Genomic DNA, 21,691 nt, shown 5'->3' with positions numbered 1-21,691 from the left:
GAAGGCGAATCTTTTCACGGCATTCGGCACGCAGAGCGCATCCGGCTGGGTGCGGCCGGTCATGCGCGGCCCATATCGTTGAAGCGCCCCGCGCCTCCCACGTTTCGAAGACGTATCCGCGAGGCCGGCTTCATCGCCGTGGCGGCAAGCTTCTCAAGCATACGTCCAAAAATTGTTCCGGCCTCCGCCGCAGCTTTATTGCACAAGCGAGATATCATCGACGCCGCCTGCAACAACGCCCGACGAAGAATTCTGCTGTTGCCGTACAAGCCGAGCTTGTTATGCTCGGTGATCTCCCACCCCTGTCCTGGATACACGGCCGGACCTTGAGGCTCTTCCCGCCACGCGCCGGACGATGGCACGCAAGGCAAAGCGGGACAGGGCCGTCGAGCCAGGACTGGCGGACACGAAGATCGGGAGCGACCGAGGGACGGCGGCAACGGAACGGGGTGGGGAGATGATGCGTCTGGGGACTTGGGCCGCGCTTTGGATTCTGGCCTGTCCGGCAGCGGCGACGAGCGAAGTGCTGCGCCAGGGAGGATTCCTGCAGGATTACATCACCTGCGAAGCCTGGTCGAAGCGCGGGACCACGGATGCGGAGATGCATGGCCTGATCGGCCGCTGGGCGGTCGACGCGATGCGCCGGGGCTCTCCCTCACGGCTGTCGAAATATGGCGACGGCGAAGTCCTTGATGCCGTCGAGCGGCAGTGCCGGGCGCAGCCGGACAAGACGCTGACGGTCGCAACCTTCCTCGCCGGGCTTCGACTCCCGGAATAGCGCCGCTCGCGGCCCGAAGCTCTGCCTGCGGCGCGTTCAGGCGCCCCTAAACTCAGAACGAAGGCAGCACGCTGTTGCCGAAGCTGTCGGATCGCCCGGCGAAATCCGTCCGGCTGTCGCGTGCATAACCGGGTCCGCTCAGCCGAGCCGGGGCCGGGCCGGCATCGAGATAGCTGCGCTGCTGCGGCTGGAAGGTCATGCTCTGGACAACGGGAGGTTCCGAGTAGGCGGCGGGTCCGCTGGAAGCACAGCCGCCGAGCATCGCGAGAAGAAGAGCGGCCGGAGCGAGGGGAAGAAGACGCATCGTTTCCTCATCGAGACAGCGCGGCAGGAAAGCGCAGACCGGCGGCGCGAGTCGCGCCGCCGGAACCGCATTATCGGGACGGCGTCCGAAAATGTACATCGAAACCCCGTTCGGCAGGCCCGCGCCCCGGACCTGTCGCCCGGCCTGACCGGGCTCCGCCCCCAAACAGACGCGGCTCTCGTGTCAGGCGCGCCCGCGGCGGCCCGGTGGCGGCACGAATTCGAGCTGCTCCTCCGCGACCGTGCCGTCGGCCAGCATGATGGCCTGCCAGCAGCGATTACCGCACCGGACGGAAAGGCGCCAGCGGCCTTCATCCTCCGCCTCGCCACGCTCGACCCGGCTGGTCACCAGCCCGCGGCGCATCAGGTCGCGCAATTCTTCCGCCGACCAGCCGAAGCGCTTCGCCAGCCGCGCGGCATCGAGCACGAAGGAGCCGTCCTCATCCCGGACGAAGGGGAGTTCGGGCGCGGCTTCACCGGCGGTCATGGCGTTCGCTCCGGAGGTGTCGATCCATCCGGCTCCTTCTGCGCCGAAGAGCCGGCCGCTTCCAGCCCATCGCCCTCCTCGTCGAGCAGGATGCGCTCGGCCGCACCGTCGAGATCATCGTACTGGCCGCTGCGCAGCGACCACAGGAAGGCCGCAAGCGCCGCTCCGCCAAGTACCAACGCCAGCGGGACGAGGAAGACGAGGCTGCTCATTCGCCCGGCTCGTCGGCCACGACAAGCCGCCCCGTCGGCCTGGGGGCGACTTCGGCCGAAGCCACCGCCCGCCCCGCATCGAGCCGCAGGGCATTGGCGACGACGAGGATCGAGGACAGCGACATCGCGAGCGACGCGATCAGCGGCGTCACGAAACCGGCAATCGCGACCGGCAGGGCCAGCGCATTGTAGAGGATCGCGAGGGCGAAATTCTGCCGGACCAGCCGGCCCGCGGCCCGTGCCACCGCGACCGCATACGGAACCGCATCGAGCCCGTCATGCAGGAAGACGAAATCCGCGGCGTTGCGGCCGATATCGGCGGCCGAGGCCGGCGCCATCGAGGCATGCGCCGTGGCCAGCGCCGGAGCATCGTTGAGACCGTCGCCGACCATCAGCACCTTGCGCCCCCCAGTCGCCAGCGCGGCGAGGCGCTCGACCTTCCCGGCCGGCAGCAGCCCGGCCGAGACCTCGTCGATGCCGAGCCGGCCGGCGATCGGCTGCACCGCCTCCGACCGGTCGCCGGAGAGCAGGACGACCGAAAGGCCCTCCGCGCGCAGGGCATCGACGGCGGCGCGCGCCTGCGGGCGCAATGTCTCGGCGAAGGCGAAGCGGGCGACGAAGACGCCATCGCAGCTCAGGACCGTCCCGCTTTCCTGCGTCGCTCCCGCATCCGCAAGCGCCCATGCGGCCCGCCCGAGGCGGTAGCGGCGGCCTGCCAGCTCAGCCTCGACGCCAAGACCGGGATGCTCCCGGATGTCGGTCAGCGCCAGGGCCCCCTCCGGCGCCGCAGCAGCGATGGCGCGCGACAGCGGGTGCCCCGAACGCCGCGCGATCGCCGCCGCGATCGCCAGATCGCCGGCCGGGATCGCCGCGGCGTCGATGAGCTGCGGCCGGCCATAGGTCAGTGTGCCCGTCTTGTCGAAGGCGACCGTGTCGATCTCGGCGATCCGCTCGATGGCGGAGCCATCCTTCACCATGATACCGGCCTCGAACAGGCGCCGCGAGGCCACGACCTGGACGATCGGCACGGCCAGGCCCAGCGCGCAGGGACAGGTGATGATCAGCACCGCGATCGCGATGGTGATCGCCAGGTGCCAGTCTCCCGTCGCCGCCATCCAGCCGAGGAAGGCGATGAGTGCGGTCGCATGAACGACCGGCGAATAGAGTGCCGCTGCCCTGTCAGCGATGCGGCGATACCGGGCGCGGCCGCCCTCCGCCGCCTCCATCAATCGGACCATCTCGGCGAGGAAGGAGTTCTCGGCCTTCGCCGTCGCGACGATCGTCAGCGGTCCCGAGAGGTTGAGCGTCCCGGCCTGCACCGCCATGCCCGGCGACACCCCGCGCGGCGCGCTCTCGCCGGTCGCAATGGCGCAGTCGAGTTCGGACGCCCCCTCCTCCACGACCCCGTCGACAGGTACGCGCTCGCCGGCGGTGAGCGCGATCCGCATGCCCGGCACGACCTCAGCCAGCGGCAGATAGGCTCGCCCGCCTTCGGCATCGAGCACGGTGGCGCCCCGCGGCGCCAGCCGCATCAGGCCGCGCACGGCGGCCCGCGCCTTCTCATGCATCAAATGGTCGAGCGTCCGGCCGATCAGCAGGAAGAAGATCAGCGAGGTCGCCGCGTCGAAATAGGCATGCGGCCCGTCATGGATCGTATCGTAGAGGCTCAAGCCGAAGGCGAGGCAGATGCCGATCGAGATCGGCACGTCCATATTGGTGCGCCCGCGCCGCAGCACCGCCCAGGCCGAGTCGAAGAAGATGCGGCCCGAATAGATCAGGCAGGGCAAGGCCAGCGCGCCGGAAATCCAATGGAAGGCCCGGCGCGTCTCGGGCTCCGCGCCCGACCAGACCGAGACCGAGAGCAGCATGATGTTCATGGCGCAGAAGCCGGAAACCGCCAGCGCCCGCATCAGCCGGTCACGCTCGGGGTCCTTGCCATCCGCTTCGCTCTCGAAGAGGTGTCCGGGATAGCCGAGCCCGGCCAGCGCCGTCAGCAATTCCGGCGCCTCCTCGCCCCGCCATTGCACGGCGACGCGGCGAGTCGAGAGATTGACCCGGACCTGCGCGACGCCGGGAAGCCGGGCGAGCCCGGTCTCGACCGCCCGGATGCAGGCGGCGCAATGCAGGCCGGGCACCGAGAGATCGCTCTGCCGCAAGCCATTGCCGAGATCGCGGCTGGCGAGGCGGATTTCCTGCCGTGCGGCAGACGGATCGGGCGCGCCGTCCAAAGGCAATGGCGGCGCGCAGCAGCTCACCTGAGTGCCCGGTAGCTGTGCCAGGTGGCGTGGCCGAGCAGCGGGAAGACGACGATCAGGCCGAGAAGCCCGGTCGCGACCGCGACGAGGAACAGCACGAGCACGATCGCGCCCCAGGCGAGCATCACCGGCAGGTTGTTCCAGACCATCGAGATGCTCGTGCCCATCGCGGTGAAGGCATCGACGCGCTCGTCGAGCAGCATCGGGATCGCGAAGGCGCTGATGGCGAAGGAGAAGGCCGCGAACAGCCCGCCGACCACCGTGCCGACCAGCAGCATCGCCCAGCCGACCGGCGTCCCGAACAGCATTGCGGTGACCTCATGCAGGCCGGGAAACGGCCGCAGACCGAAGAACAGCGCATAGATGATCACGGCCGCCCGCATCCAGACCAGCATCAGCAGCGACAGGATCGCGCCGGTATACCAGACCTGACCGCCCGAGGCCGCCTCGACGAAGATCATCCGGGAGAGGCTGACCGATTCGCCGAGCTCGATCGCACGGCTTTTCTGATAGAGCCCGATCGCCAAAAGCGGCCCCATCACCATGAAGCCAGCCAGCGCCGGGAACAGGATGTAGTCCAGCCCGAGCCGGAACAGCCCCCAGACGATGGCGGCCGAGACCGCGAAGACCGCGAGCCCGTAGAGCAGGCTCGGCGCCGGCTGGCGCCAGAGGTCGCGCCAGCCCTCCCCGAGCCAGGACAAGGCCGCGCCCGCCGGCAGGTTGCGCCGCCGCTGGACGGAGAGAGGCAGCGGCATCTCCTGACCGTTCCCGATCGCACCCATGTGCTCCTCCTTCAGCAGGACGGGCGGGCGGCGCGGAACCCGCCCGCCTCGCCCGCCGATTTCGCATGCGGCACGCAGTCCGGCTGCGAGCCTATGGCGACATAGACCAGATGGGCGTTGGCGAGGATGAGCCCGCCCGCCAGCATGCCCGCAAGCGCCAGCCAGAAGGCTTTCCGCCCGCCGCGCCGCCGGGTTTCGCTCTCCGTCGGCGCGCTCATCGCTTCGCCTCACCGAGCGTGCCGACATAGAGCGCCAGCAGCTTGATATCGGTCGGCGAGAGCCGGCCCTCCCAGCTCGGCATGTGACCCTGCCGCCCGCCATGGATGCTGTTGACGACCGACTGCAGGTCCCCGCCATAGACCCAGTTGGCGTCAGTCAGGTCCGGCGCGCCGAGATCATGCTGGCCCTTGCCGTTTTCGCCATGGCAGGCGACGCAATTCGCCGCGAAAACCTCCTTGCCGGCCGGCACCCGCGCCTGTTCGGTCGCGTCGAGCTTCTGGCCCGACAGCGAGCGGACGTAAGAAGCGACCGCCAGAACCTGCTCGCGCTGGAGCATGCCGTCGCGGCCGAAAGCCATCATCTGCGCGGTGCGCGTATCCTTGGCCGTGCCGTTGATGCCGACGCGGATCGTCTCGGCGATCGCCTCCGGACTGCCGCCCCACAGCCAGGAGCCGGCGGCGAGATTGGGGAAGCCCGGGCCGCCCTTCCCCTGCACGCCGTGGCAGACCGCACAGTTGTCCTCGAAGAGCGTGCGGCCGGTGTCGCGGACATGACGCATCAAGGTGGGATCGGCGGCGATCTCGGCGAAGGAGGCCTTGTCGATTTTCGCCGTCCAGCTCGCCCGCTCGGCGGCGGCATCGCGCACCTGCTCGGCTACGACCTGACGCTGGTCGATCCCGAGCAGCCCCTTGGTATAGGTCACGCCCAGCGGCCAGGCCGGCATCAGCAGCCAGTAGCCGATCGCGAACAGGGTGGTGACGGCCAGGAAGAACAGCACGACGCGCGGGATCGGGGTATCCAGCTCCTCGATGCCGTTCCACTCGTGGCCGGTCGTCATTGTCCCCGTGACGGGATCGCGCGCCGTATCTGCCATCGCTCAGTCCCCCGGCCTGTCATCCTTGTCGAAAATGCTCATCTTGGCATGATCGAAGCGTTTTCGGTTCGATGGCCACAAGGCGTAGATCAGCACGCCGACCGCCATCGCGATGAGGTAGAACAGCCCCCAGCTCTTGGCGAAACCGACCAGCGTGTGATGATCGAGGTCCATCGCCTCACTTCTCCGCCGCCGCCTGCTTCTGTGCGGCATCGGTCAGGCGGCCCAGCACCTGGAGATAGGCGACCACGGCATCCATCTCGGTCAGCCGGTTCGGCTCGCCGTCGAAGGCGCGGACATTGGTGGCCTCGCCATAGCGCTCGCTGACGCCGCCGGCATAGGCGCTGTCGGGGCTCGCCTGGCCATAGGCATCGCTGCTGGCATTGGCGATCTGCGCGTCGGTATAGGGCACGCCCACCGCACGCTGCGCCTTGAGGTGCCGGCCGAGATCCTCGGTCTTCAATTCACTGCGCATCAGCCAGCCATATCGCGGCATCACCGATTGCGGCACGACATCGCGCGGGTTGATCAGATGCGCGACATGCCAGGCATCGGAATACTTGCCGCCGAGCCGGGCGATATCCGGCCCGGTGCGCTTCGAGCCCCACAGCATGGGGTGGTCGTATTTCGACTCGACCGCCAGGGAATAGGGTCCATAGCGTTCGACCTCGTCGCGCAGCGTCCGAATCATCTGGCTATGGCAGGCATAGCAGCCCTCGCGGATGTAGATGTTGCGTCCCGCCAGTTCGAGCGGCGTGTAGACGCGCATGTCCGGCGCCTTCTCGACCGTCTCGCCGATGGTGAAGAGCGGCGCGATCTCGACGAAGCCGCCGATGGCGGAGACGCCGATGATGGCCAGCACGAAGCCGATCGCGCTGCGTTCGAGCTTGCGATGAAAGAACTCGCGCATCGGCTTACTCCCCCGCCTGAAGGGCCGCGCCCTGCAACGCCGGCAAGTCGGCGTCGCCAGCTTCCGCCTCGGGCTGAGAACGGGACATCCGGATCGTCATCCAGACATTGTAGGAGGCGACGATCGCGCCGAGCAGGAACAGCAAACCGCCGACGGTACGCGCGATGTAATAGGGATGCATCGCCACGAGGCTGTCGATGAAGGAGTAGGCCAGCGTGCCGCTGTCATTGTAGGTGCGCCACATCAGGCCCTGGATGATGCCCGAGTTCCACATCGCGAAGACGTAGATGACGGTTCCGGCCAGCGCGAGCCAGAAATGGACCTCGATCAGCTTGGGCGAATACATCCGCTCGACCTTCCACATCCACGGCACCAGCGCGTAGAGCGAGCCGAAGGTGATCATCGCCACCCAGCCGAGCGCGCCGGCATGGACGTGACCGACAGTCCAGTCGGTGTAGTGCGAGAGCGAGTTCACGGCCCTGATCGCCATGAACGAGCCCTCGAAAGTCGAGAGGCCGTAGAATACGGCGGCGACCATCATGAAGCGCAAGGTCGCGTCGTCGCGCACCTTGCCCCAGGCGCCGTTCAGCGTCGCCAGTGCGTTGCCGGCCGAGGCCCAGGACGGCACCAGCAGCACCACCGAGAAGGTCATGCCCAGCGTCTGCACCCATTGCGGCAGCGCCGTGTAGTGCAGGTGGTGCGAGCCCGCCCACATATACATGAAGGTGATGCCCCAGAAGCTGATGATCGACAGCCTGTAGGAGAAGATCGGCCGCCCCGCCCGCTTCGGCAGGTAATAGTACATCATCCCGAGGAAGCCGGAGGTCAGGAAGAAGGCGACCGCGTTGTGGCCGTACCACCACTGCGTCATCGCGTCCTGAACGCCGGAGAACAGCGAATAGCTCTTCGCCTCGCCGAAAGAGATCGGCACCGCCAGGTTGTTGACGATATGCAGCACCGCCACGACCAGGATAAAGGCCATGTAGTACCAGTTCGCGACGTAGATATGCGGCTCCTTCCGCCGCTGGAGCGTGCGGATATAGATCAGGAAGTAGACCACCCAGACCACGACGAGCCAGATATCGGCATACCATTCCGGCTCGGCATATTCCTTCGACTGGGTGACGCCCATCAGGTAGCCGCTGGCCGCCAGCACGCAGAACAGGTTGTAGCCGATCAGCACGAACCACGGGCTGAACTGGTCCGGCAAACGCGCACGCGTCGTCCGCTGCAGGACGTGGAACGAGGTCGCGATCAGCGCATTGCCGCCGAAGCCGAAGATCACGCCTGAGGTATGCACCGGCCGCAGGCGGCCGAAGCTCGCCCATGCCGCGTCGAAGGTCAGATCCGGCCAGGCCAGGAGCGCGGCGACCCAGACGCCGAAGAACATGCCGACCACGGCCCAACCGAGCGAGAGCACGATGCCGACCCGGGTCGGATCGTCGTAGTAGCGTGTCAGGCGTTCGTCGGACGGCTCCGGCGCAAAATACTGCGACATGACCAGGCCGATACAGCCGAGGCTGAACAGCAGGACGATCGCGCCATGGACAGCGAACAGGGTGTCGCTGCCCGCGATCGTCATCGCGAAACCACACAGCGCCAGGACGGCCGAGATAGCAATGGCGCGCTGCCGCTCCGCGATCGTGAGTGCCGCAATCATCGCTCCCCCCTCTCCGTGGCTGGCGCGAGCCGACGCCTCATGCCTTCAGAAGTCGGTATCGCACAAAAGCATCATCTCAAATACCCAATTCTCCGATGAGCGGGTCGGACAAAACGCCGTAGACGCTGCCGAGGCCTGACCGCGGCGACGTCGAATCGCACGCCCGTCATTCCGGCGGGCGCCGCAGGCGCGAAGCCCTGGAATGACGAAGCAAGCTCCGCCCCAAAGCTCCTCAATGCTTCTCGATCTCCGCCAGATAGGTTCGCACCGCACGCTCCGGCCCATGCCAAGAGGCGCTGCCCTTGCCCTGCAGTTCCGGCGCATCCTTCCAGCCCGGCTCGATTCCCGTCATGTCCGGCAGCAGATGTGCGATGCCCTTATGGCAGTCGATGCAGGTCTTCTCGCCCGTGGTCAGGAAGCGGCTATGGATGTCGGCCGCGCGCCGCGTCTGCTTGGTGAAGTCCATCGCGACCGAGGAATGGCAGTTCCGGCATTCCAGCGAATCGTTCGCCTTCAGCCGCGACCATTCGTGCTTGGCGAGCTCGAGCCGCATGTTCAGGAATTTCTCGCGCGTCGAGATCGTGCCGAAGATCTTGCCCCAGACCTCCTTCGAGGCCTGCATCTTGCGCGCGATCTTGTCGGTCCAGTTATGCGGGACATGGCAGTCCGGACAGGTCGCGCGCACGCCCGAGCGGTTCGAGAAATGGATCGTCGACTGCAGCTCCTGATAGACGTTGTCGCGCATCTCGTGACAAGAGGTGCAGAATTTCTCGGTATTGGTGACTTCCAGCGCGGTGTTGAAGCCGCCCCAGAAGAGCACGCCGCCGACGAAACCGCCGAGCGTCAGGACGCCGAGCGGCAGATAGGCGCTCGGCCGGCTGATGATGCGCCAGAAGCGGACGACGACGCCCCAGCACCAGAGGATAAGGGATTTAAGCCTGGCCATGATGCATGCGCCTCAAGGCTTCCGGCCGATGTCTTTGGCGTCCTGGAACCGGTTCTGGACCAGGGGCGCGACATCGGTCTGCTGGACATGGCAGGCGGTGCAGAAATAGCGCCGCGGCGTCACGTCCGAGAGCACCTGCCCGTCGCGGTCCTGGAAATGGGTCACGCTGATCATCGGCGCACCCGAGCCTTCGGTGAACTCGCGCTTGTGGCAGTCCATGCAGCGATTAGTGTTGAGCGTGAGCTGGTAACCGTCGATCGCATGCGGGATCACCGGCGGCTGCTCCGGATAGTTCCGCATCCGCCTGACGTCGTCGACGACCGGCCGGCCGAGCGCCGGAACCCGTTCGAGCGCCATCGGGTTGGCCGTGCCCGTCAGGCGCGGCACGATCTTCACCGGTGCGCCCTCCTGCGAGACGGCGGCACCGAAGGCGAGGACGAGGCCGGCCGCCAGGGCGGCCCCGAGCAAGGTCCGCGAGCGCATCAGCCCGAGACCGGAACGATCTTGACCGCGCATTTCTTGAAATCCGTCTGCTTGGAGATGGGATCGGTGGCGTCGAGCGTCGTCTTGTTGATGAGCTGGCTCGCATCGAACCAGGGCACGAAGACCACGCCGGGCGGCATGCGGTTGCGCCCGCGCGTCTCGACCCGGGTGCGCATCTCGCCGCGGCGCGAGATCACCGTGATCTCGGCGCCCTGGTTGAGCCCGCGCTTGCGGGCATCCTCCGGATGCATGAAGCAGCGCGCACCGGGGAAGGCCTTGTAGAGCTCCGGCACGCGCATGGTCATCGAGCCGGAATGCCAGTGCTCCAGCACCCGGCCGGTGACGAGCCAGAGATCGTACTCGTTATCGGGTGATTCCGCCGGCGGCTCGTAGGGCACGGCGATGATGCGGGCCTTGCCGTCCTTGTTGCCGTAGAACTCGACGCCCTTGCCCGGCTTCACGTAGGGGTCGAGCCCCTCGCGATAGCGCCAGAGCGTCTCCTTGCCGTCGACCACCGGCCAGCGCAGGCCGCGGACCTGATGGTAGAGGTCGTAAGGCCCGAGATCATGGCCATGGCCGCGGCCGAAGGCGGCATATTCCTCGAACAGCCCCTTGTGGACGTAGAAGCCGAAATCCTTCGACTCCTGGTTCGCGTAGTCGGGCGCGGTTTCGGAGAGCGGGAACTTGTCGACCTGGCCGTTGCGGAACAGCACGTCGAAGAGCGTCTTGCCCTTGTAGTTCGGGTTGGCGGCGAGGATTTCCGCCGGCCAGACCTCGTCGGTGGTGAAGCGCTTCGAGAACTCCATCAGCTGCCAGAGGTCCGAGCGCGCCTCGCCGGGCGCATCGACGAGCTGGTGCCAGACATGGGTGCGCCGCTCGGCATTGCCGTAGGCGCCCTCCTTCTCGACCCACATTGCAGCCGGCAGGATCAGGTCGGCGGCCATCGCCGTCACCGTCGGATAGGCATCCGAGACGACAACGAAGTTCTCGGGATTGCGGTAGCCGGGATAGGTCTCGTTGCTGCTGTTGGGCGCCGCCTGCAGGTTGTTGTTGACCTGGATCCAGTAGAAATTGAGCTTGCCGTCCTTCAGCATCCGGTCCTGCTCGACGGCGTGGTAGCCCGGCTTCTCCGGGATGATCCCGTGCGGGACGCGCCAGATCTCCTCGGTGTGCTTGCGGTGCTCGGGATTCACCACCGTCATGTCGGCCGGCAGGCGATGGGCGAAGGTGCCGACCTCGCGCGCCGTGCCGCAGGCCGAGGGCTGGCCGGTGAGCGAGAACGGGCTGTTGCCCGGCTCGGAGATCTTACCCGTCAGCAGGTGCAGGTTGTAGACGAGCTGATTCGCCCAGACGCCGCGCACATGCTGGTTGAAGCCCATCGTCCAGAACGACGTGACCTTGCGCTTGGGGTCGGCATAGAGCTCGGCGAGCTGGAGCAGGAAGCCCGCCTCGACCCCGGTCAGCTCCGCGACCTTCTCCAGCGTGTAGTCCTTCACGAAGGCGGCGTAGGTCTCGAAATCGATTGGCGTCGTCGCAGCGGGATCGGCAGCCTTCTTCGCCTTGACCTCGCGCGGATCGTCCGGCCGCAGGCCGTAGCCGATCTCGGTCGCACCCTTCACGAAGGTCGTGTGCTTGCCGACGAAATCCTTGTTCACCCGCCCGGTCGTGATGATGTGGTTGGCGATGAAGTTGAGGATCGCGAGGTCCGTGCCCGGCTTGAACACGATCGGGATATCGGCCAGGTCCGAACTGCGATGGGTATAGGTCGAGAGCACCGCGACCTTGACATGCGGCTGGCCGAGCCGGCGGTCCGTCACCCGCGTCCACAGGATCGGGTGCATCTCCGCCATGTTCGAGCCCCAGAGCACGAAGGCGTCGGCATGCTCGAAATCGTCGTAGCAACCCATCGGCTCGTCCATGCCGAAGGTGCGCATGAAGGCGTAGGCAGCGGATGCCATGCAGTGGCGGGCATTGGGATCGAGATTGTTCGAGCGGAAGCCGGCCCGCATCAGCTTGGTCGCAGCATAGCCCTCGAAGATCGTCCACTGGCCGGAGCCGAACATGCCGAGCGCGGTCGGCCCCTTGGCCTTCAGCGTGGCCTTGGCCTTGGCGGCCATGGTGTCGAAGGCTTCCGCCCAGGAGACCGGCGTGAACTCACCGTCCTTGGCGTAGACGCCGTTCTTCTTGCGCAGCAGCGGCTGGGTCAGCCGGTCGTTGCCGTACATGATCTTGGAGAGGAAATAGCCCTTGATGCAGTTCAGGCCGCGATTGACGTCGGCCTTCATGTCGCCATGGGTGGCGATGACCTTGCCTTCCTTGACGCCGACCATGACGCCGCAGCCGGTGCCGCAGAAGCGGCACGGCGCCTTCGACCATTTGATCTGCAGGCTGTCGACGCCGCCGGTCACCGGCTGCGCCCCGGCCGGCACGCTCATATTGGCGGCGAGCGCGGCGACGCCGGCCGCCTGCGCCTTCAGCATCTCGCGACGGGACAGGGTCATGGGATCACTCCGGGGTCGTCGAGGGTTTCGAGGTCTTCGATCTGCTCGAACACCATGTTGGCCGAGAGCACGCCGTCGATCAGGTTGATGGCGGCAAGCCGGTCGCCGATCACGCCCGTGCTGGAGCCCTCAAGCACGATGACGATCTTGCCGTTCTCGACTCGGTGGATCTCGGTCTCGGGAAGCTCTGCGATACGCGCGAGCACGGCCTCGACCTTGGCCGGCAGGGCCGAGACGACGGCGCTCGAAATATGATGGAAGCGCGGGCGAGGATGCTCAGGCATGGGCGACCTCCAGCGAGCGCGTGCCGATCGCCTGCGCCGGGCAGGCGGCGATGCAGGCGCCGCAGCCGGTGCAGCGATCGGCTGCGATCTCAGGCAAGGCTGGGCCACCGAGCCGGGGCTTAAAGCGGATCGCGCTCTCCGGGCAGGCATCGCCGCAGCTCTGACAGACGATGCCGCGCTGCGCGAAGCAATCGGCTCCGACCGCCGCGACATGGTCGAAGGCCGGAATCAGGCGATCGAAGACGGGCTCGGCGCAGGCTTCGGCACAGGCGCCGCAGAAGCTGCATTCGCTCGCGACGAAGCTCAGGATCGGCCGACCGCCGGCGTCGAGCGCGATGATGTGCTGCGGGCAGGCCGGCACGCAGGCGCCGCAGCCGGTGCAGGCAGCCGCGATCGAAGCGGCGCGCGACCATGGCGGCCGCACGCCTTCCGGCGGCGACGGCGCAGGGCGGCCGGTCAGGAAACCGCGTCGTCCAAGGTCGATGGCTCGCTCGCCCATGCCCGCCTCCTCAGCGCGGAGGCCCGGGCGGGCCGAAGACGATCTGGGTCATCCAGACGAGGAAACCATAGCCGCCGACGACACCGACCGCCACGACCGGCCAGATCAGCACGGCCAGCGTCAGGAAAGCGAGAAGCTCGGCTCGCTTCGTCGGCTTTTCAGGCGCGGCATCTGGGCCGCCGGTCTTCGCGGTCTCGGTCGTCATCTCTGGTCCTTTCGGCCGGCCGCATATCGCACCGACTCGTGTTGAGAGATCGACTAAAGAGAATATGTATCCAAGCGCTCTGTCCATGCAAGAAGCGACGCCGGACCGGTCTTTCGCGGGCGTCTTTGACATAACGCAAACAGGAGCGGCCGAATGCGGCCTATAGTTTAGGGTTGACCTACTTGTTGCTCGCCCCCAACGCCCCGAACCATCCCCCGCAGGCGATCGTGCCGCACTTGAACCCGGGGGATGATTGCGGTCTTATCCGGCGCCGCGCACCGATGGTTCGGGATGTCGCAGGTGCCCCCGAATCCGTCCGAAGGAAAGGCTGTCACGTGGGAATGGACCGCAGCGTGCTGCGCAGCGTCCCGCTGTTCGCGGCGATGAGCGACGCCCAGCTCGACCGCATGACGGCGCAGGCCTCCGCACGGAGAATTCCGCAGAGCGAGGCCGTCTTCGAGCAGGGCGACCCGGCCAAGGCCTTCTATCTCCTGCTGCACGGCCGGCTGAAGGTGACGCAGGTCACGCGCGACGGCCAGCAGATCATCGTCCGCGTCGTCCATCCCGGCGACCTGTTCGGCTTCACGCGGGCGCTCGGCCGCAGCGACTATCCGGGCACCGCGACGGCCGCCGTCGACAGCCTCGTCGCGAGCTGGCCGACCGAATCCTGGGACAGTTTCGTCGCCGACAACCCGCATCTGGCGATGAACGCGATCCGCACCATCGGCCAGCGCCTGGACGAGGCCCATACCCGCATCCGCGAGATGTCGACCGAGGAGGTCGAGCGCCGCGTCGCCCATGCCGTGCTGCGACTGATCGAGCAGGCCGGCACACGCGTGGATGCCGGCATGCGCGTCGACTTCCCGATCTCGCGGCGCGACATCGCCGAGATGACCGGCACGACACTGCACACGGTCTCGCGCATCCTCAGCGCCTGGGAAACGCAGGGGCTGGTCGAGGGCGGGCGCCAGAAGCTCGTCGTCTGCGACGCGCCCGCCCTGAAGCGTCTGGCGGAGAATGCCGGCTGATCAGGCCCCGGCCGGCGACCAGTCGTAGAGATGGATCAGCTTCGGATCGTCGGCATGCTCGATGAGCATCCGGCGCACGCGGTCCTGCCAAAGCGCGGCGAAGCTCTCGAGCCCCGCTTCATCCGCCTCCCCCGCGACCGCCTGCGGCATCACGGCGCTCATCGCTGCCGCGTGCGGCACCGCACCCGTATCGATGTCGACCACAACCCCGGCCCCGGTATCGCGACGGCGCAAGGCCACCGTCCCCTCGATATCGGCGCCGAAATGCAGGAGGTTGCGCCGGGAGAAGCGCTGCGCCGGCCCGATCCCGCCAAAGCCGGTCTCCGGTGCCGCGCCGGTCAGCAGCGTCGCGACCGAGGCGAGCACGCCGGTCGTGCCCTGGTCACGCTCGCCGCGCATGAAGACCTCGATGCCACCGCGCTCCGGCATCTCGTCGTCGTGGAGATAGGCGAGTCCGTTGATCACCATGAGATAGGCGCCAGCGACCGCCGGGCAGGAATGACCGGCCAGTCGCACGGCGTCCTCATAGCCGTATTCGAGGATGCCGCCCTCGCTCGTCCCCAGGAAGGCGGAGAGCGGGTCGCGGAGCTTGAGGCGCGGCGCGTCGGTGAAGAAGGACGGGAAATTCATCACACTCTCTTCGGGCAGGAGCAGCCGCAGCGCGGCTTTGCCCCGGAAAGACGTCGTCTCCGGACTGGCGACGCCTCAGGCCGGTTGCCGGGCGAGGCCGAAGCGTTCCGGATCTGCGAGCAGGTCGGTTAGGGAATAACGGTCGAGTTCGCCGAGGAAGACCTCCATCGCGTCGCTGAGGATTCGCCGCCAGCGATCCCCGCGCAGCGCCGAACGCCCTTCCGCCTCGCCGAAGCACTCGACGGTCGCGAAGGCCGGCTCCGTCGCCCGGATCAGTCGGCCCAGCGAAATCTCGGCCGGCGCCCGCGCCAGCATCAGCCCGCCGGCGCGGCCGCGCACGCCTTTAAGGAAATCCTGACGGACCAGGAGATTGGCGACCTTCATCAGATGGGTCCGCGAAATATCATAGGCCGTCGCCGCTTCCTCGACCGTGACCAGCCGCTCCGGATGCGCTGCCACGAAGACGAGCAGCCTGAGCGCATACTCGCTGAACTGGGTCAGGCGCATGCACTGCACCCGCGGCGGCGGCCGGGCCTGTTCTCGCCAACATCTGGAAGGAGCACCATCCGACGGTCCTGTTCACCGCCCGGTGAGCCCCCTCGCCCGGCGGACTGGTCTTCTGGAGCGCAACACGGCGCATCCCCCGCGCCTCACTACGGCAATCCGGCTCGTTGCGCATCAACAGATCCTCCCGAAAAACGCCGATCCCAAGGCGAAGGACATCAGGCCGGCCCTGCTGCCGGTGCGGCCTTCGGGCCAAGCCGCGCGCCGGTCAGGACCCGCCAATAGCTCACTGCGAATCCGAGGAAGGCGAGCGACCAGCACAGCCCGGCGACATGGAGCAACGCGACCGGGCCATGGCCGAGCCCGGAACAGATCCGCGCCACGCTGCCGATCACGATCAGGACGTAGCAGGCCTGCGTTGCCGCAGTCGCGACCAGCGGGCGCCCGGTATGGCCGAGGCTGGCCCGCGACATCACCGCCAGCGTCACGGTGCCGAAGGCTCCGGCGGTCCAGGCATGCAGCCCGGCACCAGGGCCGACCAGCCCGAAACTCGCCGCCGCCGAGAGCGCGAAGCCCAGCGGCACAAAGGCATAGCCGACATGCAGGATGACGAGCAGCGGATTGCGCCAGGTACGATCACCCGCCCAGCGTGCCAGCCTGACGGCATGAAGCACGGCGCAGAGCGCCAGCGCCACCCCGCTCGCAACCGTATCCGGTTGGGCAACCCAGAGGCTAAGCGCGAGCGCGCTCGCCGCCAGCACCACCTTGTCATAGCCCCCGAAGGGAATCGGCAGACGCCCCGCCCCTCGCGGCGCCAGCCAGTTGCGCGTGAAGCTCGGCACGATCCGCCCGGCGATCAGCCCGACCAGCATGAGCACGACGGCGATGGCGAAGCGGCGCGCGTAATCGGCCCCGCCCGTCAGCGCCGCTTCGAGATGAAAGGCGAGGTTGGCGACGAGCAGCAGCCCGATCAGCACCACGACCTTGAGATTGCGCCAGTTCCGCCCGGCGACGATCTCGCGCGCGGCAGCCCCCGCCAGCAGGATTAGGAACAGAGCATCGATCGCCAGCGCAAGGCGCCACCCGATCAGGGCCGAGGCGGCGACCGCGATACGGCCCGCGATCCAGGCCAGAACCAGCACGAGCAGCGGCGTGCCCTGCACGGGCAATCGCCCGGTCCAGTTGGGAATGGCGGTCAGCAGGAAGCCGCCGATCGCCGCCGCCTGATAGCCGAAGAGCATTTCATGGATATGCCAGTCCACCGGCGCGAAAGCCGTGGGGATGGCGAGATGGCCGGTGACGAAGCCGAGCCAGACGATGATCGTCAGCCCGGCTTGCAGCGCCGCGAGGAGGAAGAGCGGCCGGAAGCCGTAGGACAGCAGCGCAGGCCCCTCATAGGCCTTCAGCCTCGGAATGGGCGCCATGCTCGCTTCTCCTGACGTGATCGGGCGCAGCCTGGCGCTGCGCCCCTTGCCCCTTCGACGGACCGCGCCGCGGCCCGCTCACTTCGCCTTGGCGACCAGATCGGCGAAGACCTGCTTGGCCTTGCCCGGATGCTTGGCGGCGGCGGCGGCTTCCAGATTGGTCGGCTCGCCGACCACGATCAGCGCCACCATGCCCATGCCGTAATGCGGCTTGCACTTGATGCCGTAGACGCCGTTCTGCTTGAACGTAACGTCGACCTGCTCGTTCAGCTTGCCGATGAAAGGCTCGGCCCCGGCCGGGAGCATCTCCGGAACGGTTTCCGCGTTGTGGCTCTTGTCGGTCGGCACGAATTTCACGGTATCGCCGGGAGCGATCTTCACCAGCGCCGGTTCGAATACCATGGCGCCGGCCGCCCCCTTGTTGAGCATCTTGACCTCGACCTCCGCCGCATTGGCGCCGGTGGCTGCCAGCGCCATCAGCGCGCCGGCCAGAAACATCCTGAACATCTGCCTTCTCCTTCAGCAGCGGGCACGTCCGTCCCTCGCTGCACCGCAACATTAGTCGGGAGGGCCGCGCGCCAACTTGCGAAAACGCAAACTCAAGATGGATTGCCGGAGAGGACGGGCCGCTCGGAGCGGTGAACGGATTTCTTCCGGAACGGGTCGTCGCGGTGGCGCTTCCGCCTCTTGCGGAGGTCATCTTTGAAAGGCTGTTTCATTGACCGCGAAGCATCCGGCAGAAACAATGAACAGTATCGAGCGGTGTTCGCATTGCTCCTTCGCGGGATTTGCTGGAGCAGCTTGCACCGCGTCAACAATGCTAAAAGCACCACGACGAAATCGTGGGCTCCGAGACACGGAGACGCGTCGGTGACGACATGCACGAATCCAGAAAACCTTGTTCAGGCGTCTGAACGGCGATGTTCCTGACAAGCTTCCGGGCGCCCTGAGCACCTGAAACCATACCATCGCGACGCTGCCACGACGCCGGTCCTTCCGGCGAAGGGAGACGCTTGTCCCGTCCTCCCGGCGGCAACCTGCGGAACCGCCGCCAATCGGCGCCCCGCCCTCTCACAAACCCAGACAGCTGCTCCAGAGGTTTCCATGGCGATCCTGTCCCTTGCCTCCTCGCTTCCGACCCGCGCCGCGACCGGCCAGGCCGCCCGTAGCCTTCCGGTCCCGACGGCTGCGAACCGCGATTTCCGCACGGCCCTGCGCCATCTCGCCGGCGGCGTCTCCATCATTACGGCGGGGCGCGGCGAGGATCGCACCGGCCTGACCGTGACGTCGCTCTCCTCGCTTTCGGCCGAGCCACCGACCGTGATGTTCGGCCTCAACCTCTCCTCCTCGACCTACCCCGTCCTTGCGCGCCATCGCAGCTTCGGCGTGAACTTCCTCAGCGCCTCGCAGAAGCAGGTCGCCGACCGCTTCGCCGGGCGCGGCGGCGAGAAGGGCCCGGCCCGCTATGCCGAAGCGGAGTGGAGCGAGGGCCGCACTGGCGCGCCGCTTCTCGAAGGCGCGCTGGCCGCGCTCGATTGCGAGCTGGAAGAGCTGATCGAGCGCCACTCCCACGCCATCGTCATCGGCCGGGTGCGCGAGGTCCGGCTCGGCTCGAACGACGCCGCCCTCCTCTACTGGCGCGGCGACTACGAGCGGCTCGGCTGGATGGCCGAGGAAGCGTCGACCGCGCTCGGCCTCCGCTCCGCCTGATCTCCCGAACGGTAGCGAAATCCATGACCTACGCACTCAGCATTCTCGACAAGAGCCCGCTCATCGAGGGCGAAACCGCCGGCGCAGCACTCCAGCGCACGGTGAGCCTCGCCCAGGCGGCGGAGCGCCTCGGCTACCACCGCTTCTGGCTGGCCGAGCATCATGACTTCCCCGGTCTCGCCAGCCCGGCGCCGGAGGTGTTCGCCGCCTATCTGCTGGCGCGCACGCAGCGCATCCGCATCGGCTCCGGCGGCGTGCTGCTGCCGCATTACAGCCCCTACAAGGTCGCCGAGGCCTTCAACCTGCTGGCATCGCTGGCGCCCGGCCGCGTCGATCTCGGCATCGGCAAGGCGCCGGGCGGCCTGCCGCTCTCGACCAAGGCGCTGCGCGCGCTGCATGATCCGGCACGCGCGCCATCCTTCGAAACCCTGCTGGACGAGCTCGACGGCTTCCTGGCTCCGCCCGCAGTGACGGATGGCCCGCGGGACAAGGCGCGTGCCCTGCCCGTCCCGCCCGTGACGCCGGAACGTTTCCTGCTCGGCGCGAGCCCGGACAGCGCCCGGCAGGCGGGCGAGCGCGGCTGGCACTTCGTCTTCGCCGGCCATCACAACGGCGATCCCAAGGCGATCGACGAGAGCCTGAACGCCTATGCCAAGGCCGGCGGCACGGCGCCCCTGCTGCTTGCGGTGGCCGCCTTCGCCGCCGAGACGGCCGAGGAGGCGCTAAGCCTCACGGAGAACCACCGCGTCGTCCGCCTCACGCTCGACAACGGCCAGAACCTCAATCTCGGCAGCGAGGAGCAGGCCGCCGAATATGCCCGCCAGGCGGGCGCCGCCTCCTACCGCACCGAGATCCGCAAGCCGCAGATCCTCGCCGGCACGCCCGAGCAGGTCCGGCGCGAGCTCGACGCCCTGCATGCCCGCTTCGGCATCGGCGAGTTCGTCATCGACACGCCGACGGCCCTGACCAGCCGGCGCCTCGCTTCCCTCACGCTGCTCGCCGGCGAACGCCCGGCACTCGCCGCCTGATCCCCGCTTTCGGAAGGACTGATCCCATGTCCCGCACCCGCCTCACCTTCGGCCTGATGCTCCAGGGCGCCGGCAGCCACATGAATTCCTGGCGCCACCCGAGCAACCCGGCCGATGCCAGCGTCAATCTCGACTTCTTCATCCGCAACGCCCGCAAGGCCGAGGAGAACGGCATCGCCTTCGCCTTCGTGGCGGACGGGCTCTACATCAACAAGAAGTCGATCCCGCATTTCCTCAACCGCTTCGAGCCGCTGACCATCCTCTCGGCACTGGCGACCGTGACGAAGAAGCTCGGCCTCGTCGGCACGGTCTCGACCTCCTATAGCGACCCCTACACGATCGCCCGGCAATTCGCCTCGCTCGACCTGATCTCAGGCGGCCGCGCTGGCTGGAACGCGGTGACCTCGCCGCTGGAAGGCTCCGGCCGCAACTACAGCCGGCCGCATCCCGAACATTCGCTGCGCTACGAGATTGCGCAGGAATATCTCGACGTCGCCAAGGGCCTCTGGGATTCCTGGGACGACGATGCCTTCATCCGCGACCGCGAGGCCAGCCGCTTCTTCGATCGCGACAAGCTGCACACGCTGAACCACAAGGGCCGCTTCTTCCAGGTCGAGGGTCCGCTCAACATCCAGCGCTCGCCGCAGGGCCAGCCGGTGCTGTTCCAGGCCGGCGCCTCGGAAGCCGGCATCGGCCTCGCCGGCCGCCATGCCGATGCGGTCTTCGCCAACCATGTCCCGCTGGAGGAGGCGCAGGTCCTCTATCGCGCGATCAAAACCAGCGCCGTCGCCCATGGCCGCAGCACCGACGACGTGAAGCTCTTCCCCGGCGCCGGGCCGATCGTCGGACGCACCGCGGCCGAGGCCGAGGAGAAGTACCAGGCCATCCGCAATCTCGTCTCGATCGAGTATGCGCTCGCCTATATCGGTCGCTTCTTCGACCACCACGATTTCAGCGCCTACCCGCTGGACGCAGCCTTCCCGGAACTCGGCGATATCGGCAAGAACAGCTTCCGTTCGACGACCGACCGCATCAAGCGCAACGCCGTGCTGAAGGGCCAGACGCTGCGCGAAGCGGCGCTGGAAGCCGCGACGCCCCGCACCGATCTGATCGGCTCGGCCGAGGAGGTCGCCGACAGGCTGATCGAGCGTGTCGAGGCGCAGGCCGCCGACGGCTTCGTGCTCGGCTTCCCGGTGATCGGCCAGGGGCTCGACGATTTCGTCGAGCTGGTGATCCCGGTGCTGGAAGAGCGCGGCGTCTACGACCGCAATCTGCCGGGCTCAACCCTGCGCGACCATCTCGGCCTCCCCCGCCGCGCAAGCCGTTACGCCACCCTGTCGGACGCAGAGCCCGCGCGCCGCGCGAGCTGAGCCACCCGCAACGCTATCCCGGAAAGGCTCGCGTCATGGCCGATGAATTCTTCTACACGACCCCGCTGCACCCTCTCGCCCAGCCATTGGTCGAGCAGCTCACCTGGGAATATACCACACGGTACGGCAGCCAATTCGGCGAGCCGCCCGGTGCCGAGATGAGCCGCTATCCGGCCGAGCTCTTCGCCCCGCCGGACGGCAATTTCGTCCTGCTGCTGCGCGATGGCCGCCCCATCGCCGGCGGCGCCTTCAAGCGCTATGACGAACGCACAGCCGAGATGAAGCGGATCTGGACCCATAGCGATTTCCGCCGTCAGGGCCTGGCCCGGCGCATCGTTGCCGAGGTCGAAGCGCAGGCCGTCCGACAAGGTTACGGCAAGATCTACCTGACCACCGGCTTCCGCCAACCCGAGGCCAAGGGGCTCTATCTGGAGACCGGCTACACCCCGCTCTTCGACGTCTCGGCCGATCCTGCGTTCTACCGGAAACTGCCCTTCGAGAAAGAGCTGGTCGCCATCCCGGCTTCGGCGACCCGGCCGCCCGACGCTCACGCCGCGCGCAGCGCCGCCTGACGAGCCGCTTTCCCCTTTTCCATAACA

Annotated in this window: 25 protein-coding genes and 1 pseudogene; 6 read left to right on the top strand and 20 right to left on the bottom strand. The window is 67.4% G+C overall.

Annotated elements, in window-relative coordinates; all coding sequences use genetic code 11:
- The first annotated feature begins 355 nt into the window (after positions 1 to 355).
- Positions 356 to 778, top strand: coding sequence for a hypothetical protein (locus ACODTJ_RS20600; RefSeq protein ID WP_454656552.1), 423 nt, complete (start codon positions 356 to 358; stop codon positions 776 to 778).
- Between the two features lie 52 nt (positions 779 to 830).
- Here ACODTJ_RS20600 and ACODTJ_RS20595 read toward each other — a convergent pair whose 3' ends face one another.
- The 16 genes and pseudogenes from ACODTJ_RS20595 to napE form a co-directional block, all read right to left on the bottom strand.
- A complete protein-coding gene (locus ACODTJ_RS20595) occupies positions 831 to 1,082 on the bottom strand; it encodes a hypothetical protein (RefSeq protein ID WP_454656551.1) in 252 nt (83 codons plus the stop codon).
- A 183-nt stretch (positions 1,083 to 1,265) separates the two neighbouring features.
- The gene (locus ACODTJ_RS20590) at positions 1,266 to 1,568 is read right to left on the bottom strand and encodes a DUF6522 family protein (RefSeq protein WP_454656550.1); all 303 of its coding nucleotides are present in this window, start codon (positions 1,566 to 1,568) and stop codon (positions 1,266 to 1,268) included.
- 68 nt (positions 1,569 to 1,636) lie between these two features.
- Positions 1,637 to 1,780 (bottom strand): annotated as a pseudogene (gene ccoS / locus ACODTJ_RS20585) (cbb3-type cytochrome oxidase assembly protein CcoS); the annotation flags it as partial.
- Positions 1,777 to 4,035: a heavy metal translocating P-type ATPase gene (locus ACODTJ_RS20580; protein WP_454656549.1), complete on the bottom strand. Its 2,259-nt coding sequence runs from the start codon at positions 4,033 to 4,035 to the stop codon at positions 1,777 to 1,779. The pseudogene ccoS and the gene ACODTJ_RS20580, both read right to left, overlap by 4 nt.
- Positions 4,032 to 4,817, bottom strand: a complete 786-nt coding sequence (locus tag ACODTJ_RS20575) for a DUF2189 domain-containing protein (RefSeq protein ID WP_454656548.1) — start codon at positions 4,815 to 4,817, stop codon at positions 4,032 to 4,034. The genes ACODTJ_RS20580 and ACODTJ_RS20575 overlap by 4 nt, the downstream gene beginning before the upstream one ends.
- A gap of 11 nt (positions 4,818 to 4,828) precedes the next feature.
- A complete protein-coding gene (locus tag ACODTJ_RS20570) occupies positions 4,829 to 5,035 on the bottom strand; it encodes a hypothetical protein (protein WP_454656547.1) in 207 nt (68 codons plus the stop codon).
- The gene (gene ccoP, locus ACODTJ_RS20565; protein ID WP_454656546.1) at positions 5,032 to 5,910 is read right to left on the bottom strand and encodes a cytochrome-c oxidase, cbb3-type subunit III; all 879 of its coding nucleotides are present in this window, start codon (positions 5,908 to 5,910) and stop codon (positions 5,032 to 5,034) included. Before ccoP ends, ACODTJ_RS20570 begins: the two co-directional genes overlap by 4 nt.
- A gap of 3 nt (positions 5,911 to 5,913) precedes the next feature.
- Positions 5,914 to 6,084 carry a cbb3-type cytochrome oxidase subunit 3 gene (locus tag ACODTJ_RS20560; protein WP_454656545.1) on the bottom strand — a complete coding sequence of 57 codons (171 nt, stop codon included), beginning with the start codon at positions 6,082 to 6,084 and terminating at the stop codon, positions 5,914 to 5,916.
- A 4-nt stretch (positions 6,085 to 6,088) separates the two neighbouring features.
- Complete coding sequence (gene ccoO / locus ACODTJ_RS20555) at positions 6,089 to 6,820, bottom strand: cytochrome-c oxidase, cbb3-type subunit II (protein WP_454656544.1); 732 nt, start codon at positions 6,818 to 6,820, stop codon at positions 6,089 to 6,091.
- 4 nt (positions 6,821 to 6,824) lie between these two features.
- Positions 6,825 to 8,480 carry a cytochrome-c oxidase, cbb3-type subunit I gene (gene ccoN, locus ACODTJ_RS20550; RefSeq protein WP_454656543.1) on the bottom strand — a complete coding sequence of 552 codons (1,656 nt, stop codon included), beginning with the start codon at positions 8,478 to 8,480 and terminating at the stop codon, positions 6,825 to 6,827.
- Between the two features lie 232 nt (positions 8,481 to 8,712).
- Positions 8,713 to 9,426 carry a cytochrome c3 family protein gene (locus ACODTJ_RS20545; protein WP_454656542.1) on the bottom strand — a complete coding sequence of 238 codons (714 nt, stop codon included), beginning with the start codon at positions 9,424 to 9,426 and terminating at the stop codon, positions 8,713 to 8,715.
- Between the two features lie 12 nt (positions 9,427 to 9,438).
- Positions 9,439 to 9,942 (bottom strand): nitrate reductase cytochrome c-type subunit, encoded by a 504-nt coding sequence (locus ACODTJ_RS20540; protein WP_454656541.1) that lies wholly within the window; start codon positions 9,940 to 9,942, stop codon positions 9,439 to 9,441.
- Positions 9,909 to 12,410 carry a periplasmic nitrate reductase subunit alpha gene (gene napA / locus ACODTJ_RS20535; RefSeq protein ID WP_454656540.1) on the bottom strand — a complete coding sequence of 834 codons (2,502 nt, stop codon included), beginning with the start codon at positions 12,408 to 12,410 and terminating at the stop codon, positions 9,909 to 9,911. Before napA ends, ACODTJ_RS20540 begins: the two co-directional genes overlap by 34 nt.
- Complete coding sequence (locus ACODTJ_RS20530) at positions 12,407 to 12,694, bottom strand: chaperone NapD (RefSeq protein WP_454656539.1); 288 nt, start codon at positions 12,692 to 12,694, stop codon at positions 12,407 to 12,409. Before ACODTJ_RS20530 ends, napA begins: the two co-directional genes overlap by 4 nt.
- Entirely contained in the window at positions 12,687 to 13,193 is a 507-nt protein-coding gene (gene napF, locus ACODTJ_RS20525) for a ferredoxin-type protein NapF (RefSeq protein ID WP_454656538.1), read from the bottom strand. The genes ACODTJ_RS20530 and napF overlap by 8 nt, the downstream gene beginning before the upstream one ends.
- A 10-nt stretch (positions 13,194 to 13,203) precedes the next feature.
- Positions 13,204 to 13,398, bottom strand: coding sequence for a periplasmic nitrate reductase, NapE protein (gene napE, locus ACODTJ_RS20520; RefSeq protein WP_454656537.1), 195 nt, complete (start codon positions 13,396 to 13,398; stop codon positions 13,204 to 13,206).
- Positions 13,399 to 13,733: 335 nt separating this feature from the next.
- Here napE and ACODTJ_RS20515 point away from each other — a divergent pair, with 335 nt between their 5' ends.
- The gene (locus ACODTJ_RS20515; protein ID WP_454656536.1) at positions 13,734 to 14,426 is read left to right on the top strand and encodes a Crp/Fnr family transcriptional regulator; all 693 of its coding nucleotides are present in this window, start codon (positions 13,734 to 13,736) and stop codon (positions 14,424 to 14,426) included.
- On the opposite strand, the gene ACODTJ_RS20510 is transcribed toward ACODTJ_RS20515, so the two are convergent.
- The 4 genes from ACODTJ_RS20510 to ACODTJ_RS20495 form a co-directional block, all read right to left on the bottom strand.
- Positions 14,427 to 15,056 (bottom strand): hypothetical protein, encoded by a 630-nt coding sequence (locus tag ACODTJ_RS20510; RefSeq protein WP_454656535.1) that lies wholly within the window; start codon positions 15,054 to 15,056, stop codon positions 14,427 to 14,429.
- Between the two features lie 75 nt (positions 15,057 to 15,131).
- Positions 15,132 to 15,563, bottom strand: a complete 432-nt coding sequence (locus ACODTJ_RS20505; protein WP_454656534.1) for an RrF2 family transcriptional regulator — start codon at positions 15,561 to 15,563, stop codon at positions 15,132 to 15,134.
- A 215-nt stretch (positions 15,564 to 15,778) separates the two neighbouring features.
- Positions 15,779 to 16,984, bottom strand: coding sequence for an NnrS family protein (locus ACODTJ_RS20500; protein ID WP_454656533.1), 1,206 nt, complete (start codon positions 16,982 to 16,984; stop codon positions 15,779 to 15,781).
- Positions 16,985 to 17,062: 78 nt separating this feature from the next.
- Positions 17,063 to 17,491 carry a pseudoazurin gene (locus ACODTJ_RS20495; RefSeq protein WP_454656532.1) on the bottom strand — a complete coding sequence of 143 codons (429 nt, stop codon included), beginning with the start codon at positions 17,489 to 17,491 and terminating at the stop codon, positions 17,063 to 17,065.
- Positions 17,492 to 18,088: 597 nt separating this feature from the next.
- Here ACODTJ_RS20495 and ACODTJ_RS20490 point away from each other — a divergent pair.
- Genes ACODTJ_RS20490 through ACODTJ_RS20475 form a run of 4 tightly spaced genes read left to right on the top strand, consistent with a single transcriptional unit; the run spans position 18,089 to position 21,664 of the window.
- Positions 18,089 to 18,694: a flavin reductase family protein gene (locus tag ACODTJ_RS20490; RefSeq protein ID WP_454656531.1), complete on the top strand. Its 606-nt coding sequence runs from the start codon at positions 18,089 to 18,091 to the stop codon at positions 18,692 to 18,694.
- A gap of 23 nt (positions 18,695 to 18,717) precedes the next feature.
- The gene (locus ACODTJ_RS20485; RefSeq protein WP_454656530.1) at positions 18,718 to 19,722 is read left to right on the top strand and encodes an MsnO8 family LLM class oxidoreductase; all 1,005 of its coding nucleotides are present in this window, start codon (positions 18,718 to 18,720) and stop codon (positions 19,720 to 19,722) included.
- Positions 19,723 to 19,748: 26 nt separating this feature from the next.
- The gene (locus tag ACODTJ_RS20480) at positions 19,749 to 21,092 is read left to right on the top strand and encodes an LLM class flavin-dependent oxidoreductase (protein ID WP_488849743.1); all 1,344 of its coding nucleotides are present in this window, start codon (positions 19,749 to 19,751) and stop codon (positions 21,090 to 21,092) included.
- Positions 21,093 to 21,127: 35 nt separating this feature from the next.
- A complete protein-coding gene (locus ACODTJ_RS20475; protein ID WP_454656528.1) occupies positions 21,128 to 21,664 on the top strand; it encodes a GNAT family N-acetyltransferase in 537 nt (178 codons plus the stop codon).
- The last annotated feature ends 27 nt before the right edge of the window (positions 21,665 to 21,691 follow it).

Source organism: Allobosea sp. FG18 (assembly GCF_057809495.1).
The sequence above is the reverse complement of the archived record's forward strand: the minus strand, read 5'-3'. Positions and strand labels throughout refer to the sequence as shown.

Coding starts and splice junctions, on each gene's coding strand:
- ACODTJ_RS20475 (WP_454656528.1), top strand. CDS start 21,128: ATGGCCGATGAATTCTTCTACACGACCCCGCTGCACCCTCTCGCCCAG.
- napE (WP_454656537.1), bottom strand. CDS start 13,398: ATGACGACCGAGACCGCGAAGACCGGCGGCCCAGATGCCGCGCCTGAA.
- napA (WP_454656540.1), bottom strand. CDS start 12,410: ATGACCCTGTCCCGTCGCGAGATGCTGAAGGCGCAGGCGGCCGGCGTC.
- ACODTJ_RS20505 (WP_454656534.1), bottom strand. CDS start 15,563: ATGCGCCTGACCCAGTTCAGCGAGTATGCGCTCAGGCTGCTCGTCTTC.
- ACODTJ_RS20490 (WP_454656531.1), top strand. CDS start 18,089: ATGGCGATCCTGTCCCTTGCCTCCTCGCTTCCGACCCGCGCCGCGACC.
- ACODTJ_RS20595 (WP_454656551.1), bottom strand. CDS start 1,082: ATGCGTCTTCTTCCCCTCGCTCCGGCCGCTCTTCTTCTCGCGATGCTC.
- ccoP (WP_454656546.1), bottom strand. CDS start 5,910: ATGGCAGATACGGCGCGCGATCCCGTCACGGGGACAATGACGACCGGC.
- ACODTJ_RS20590 (WP_454656550.1), bottom strand. CDS start 1,568: ATGACCGCCGGTGAAGCCGCGCCCGAACTCCCCTTCGTCCGGGATGAG.
- ACODTJ_RS20560 (WP_454656545.1), bottom strand. CDS start 6,084: ATGGACCTCGATCATCACACGCTGGTCGGTTTCGCCAAGAGCTGGGGG.
- ACODTJ_RS20600 (WP_454656552.1), top strand. CDS start 356: ATGGCACGCAAGGCAAAGCGGGACAGGGCCGTCGAGCCAGGACTGGCG.
- ACODTJ_RS20495 (WP_454656532.1), bottom strand. CDS start 17,491: ATGTTCAGGATGTTTCTGGCCGGCGCGCTGATGGCGCTGGCAGCCACC.
- ACODTJ_RS20545 (WP_454656542.1), bottom strand. CDS start 9,426: ATGGCCAGGCTTAAATCCCTTATCCTCTGGTGCTGGGGCGTCGTCGTC.
- ACODTJ_RS20480 (WP_488849743.1), top strand. CDS start 19,749: ATGTCCCGCACCCGCCTCACCTTCGGCCTGATGCTCCAGGGCGCCGGC.
- ccoN (WP_454656543.1), bottom strand. CDS start 8,480: ATGATTGCGGCACTCACGATCGCGGAGCGGCAGCGCGCCATTGCTATC.
- ACODTJ_RS20530 (WP_454656539.1), bottom strand. CDS start 12,694: ATGCCTGAGCATCCTCGCCCGCGCTTCCATCATATTTCGAGCGCCGTC.
- napF (WP_454656538.1), bottom strand. CDS start 13,193: ATGGGCGAGCGAGCCATCGACCTTGGACGACGCGGTTTCCTGACCGGC.
- ACODTJ_RS20575 (WP_454656548.1), bottom strand. CDS start 4,817: ATGGGTGCGATCGGGAACGGTCAGGAGATGCCGCTGCCTCTCTCCGTC.
- ACODTJ_RS20570 (WP_454656547.1), bottom strand. CDS start 5,035: ATGAGCGCGCCGACGGAGAGCGAAACCCGGCGGCGCGGCGGGCGGAAA.
- ACODTJ_RS20500 (WP_454656533.1), bottom strand. CDS start 16,984: ATGGCGCCCATTCCGAGGCTGAAGGCCTATGAGGGGCCTGCGCTGCTG.
- ccoO (WP_454656544.1), bottom strand. CDS start 6,820: ATGCGCGAGTTCTTTCATCGCAAGCTCGAACGCAGCGCGATCGGCTTC.
- ACODTJ_RS20485 (WP_454656530.1), top strand. CDS start 18,718: ATGACCTACGCACTCAGCATTCTCGACAAGAGCCCGCTCATCGAGGGC.
- ACODTJ_RS20510 (WP_454656535.1), bottom strand. CDS start 15,056: ATGAATTTCCCGTCCTTCTTCACCGACGCGCCGCGCCTCAAGCTCCGC.
- ACODTJ_RS20540 (WP_454656541.1), bottom strand. CDS start 9,942: ATGCGCGGTCAAGATCGTTCCGGTCTCGGGCTGATGCGCTCGCGGACC.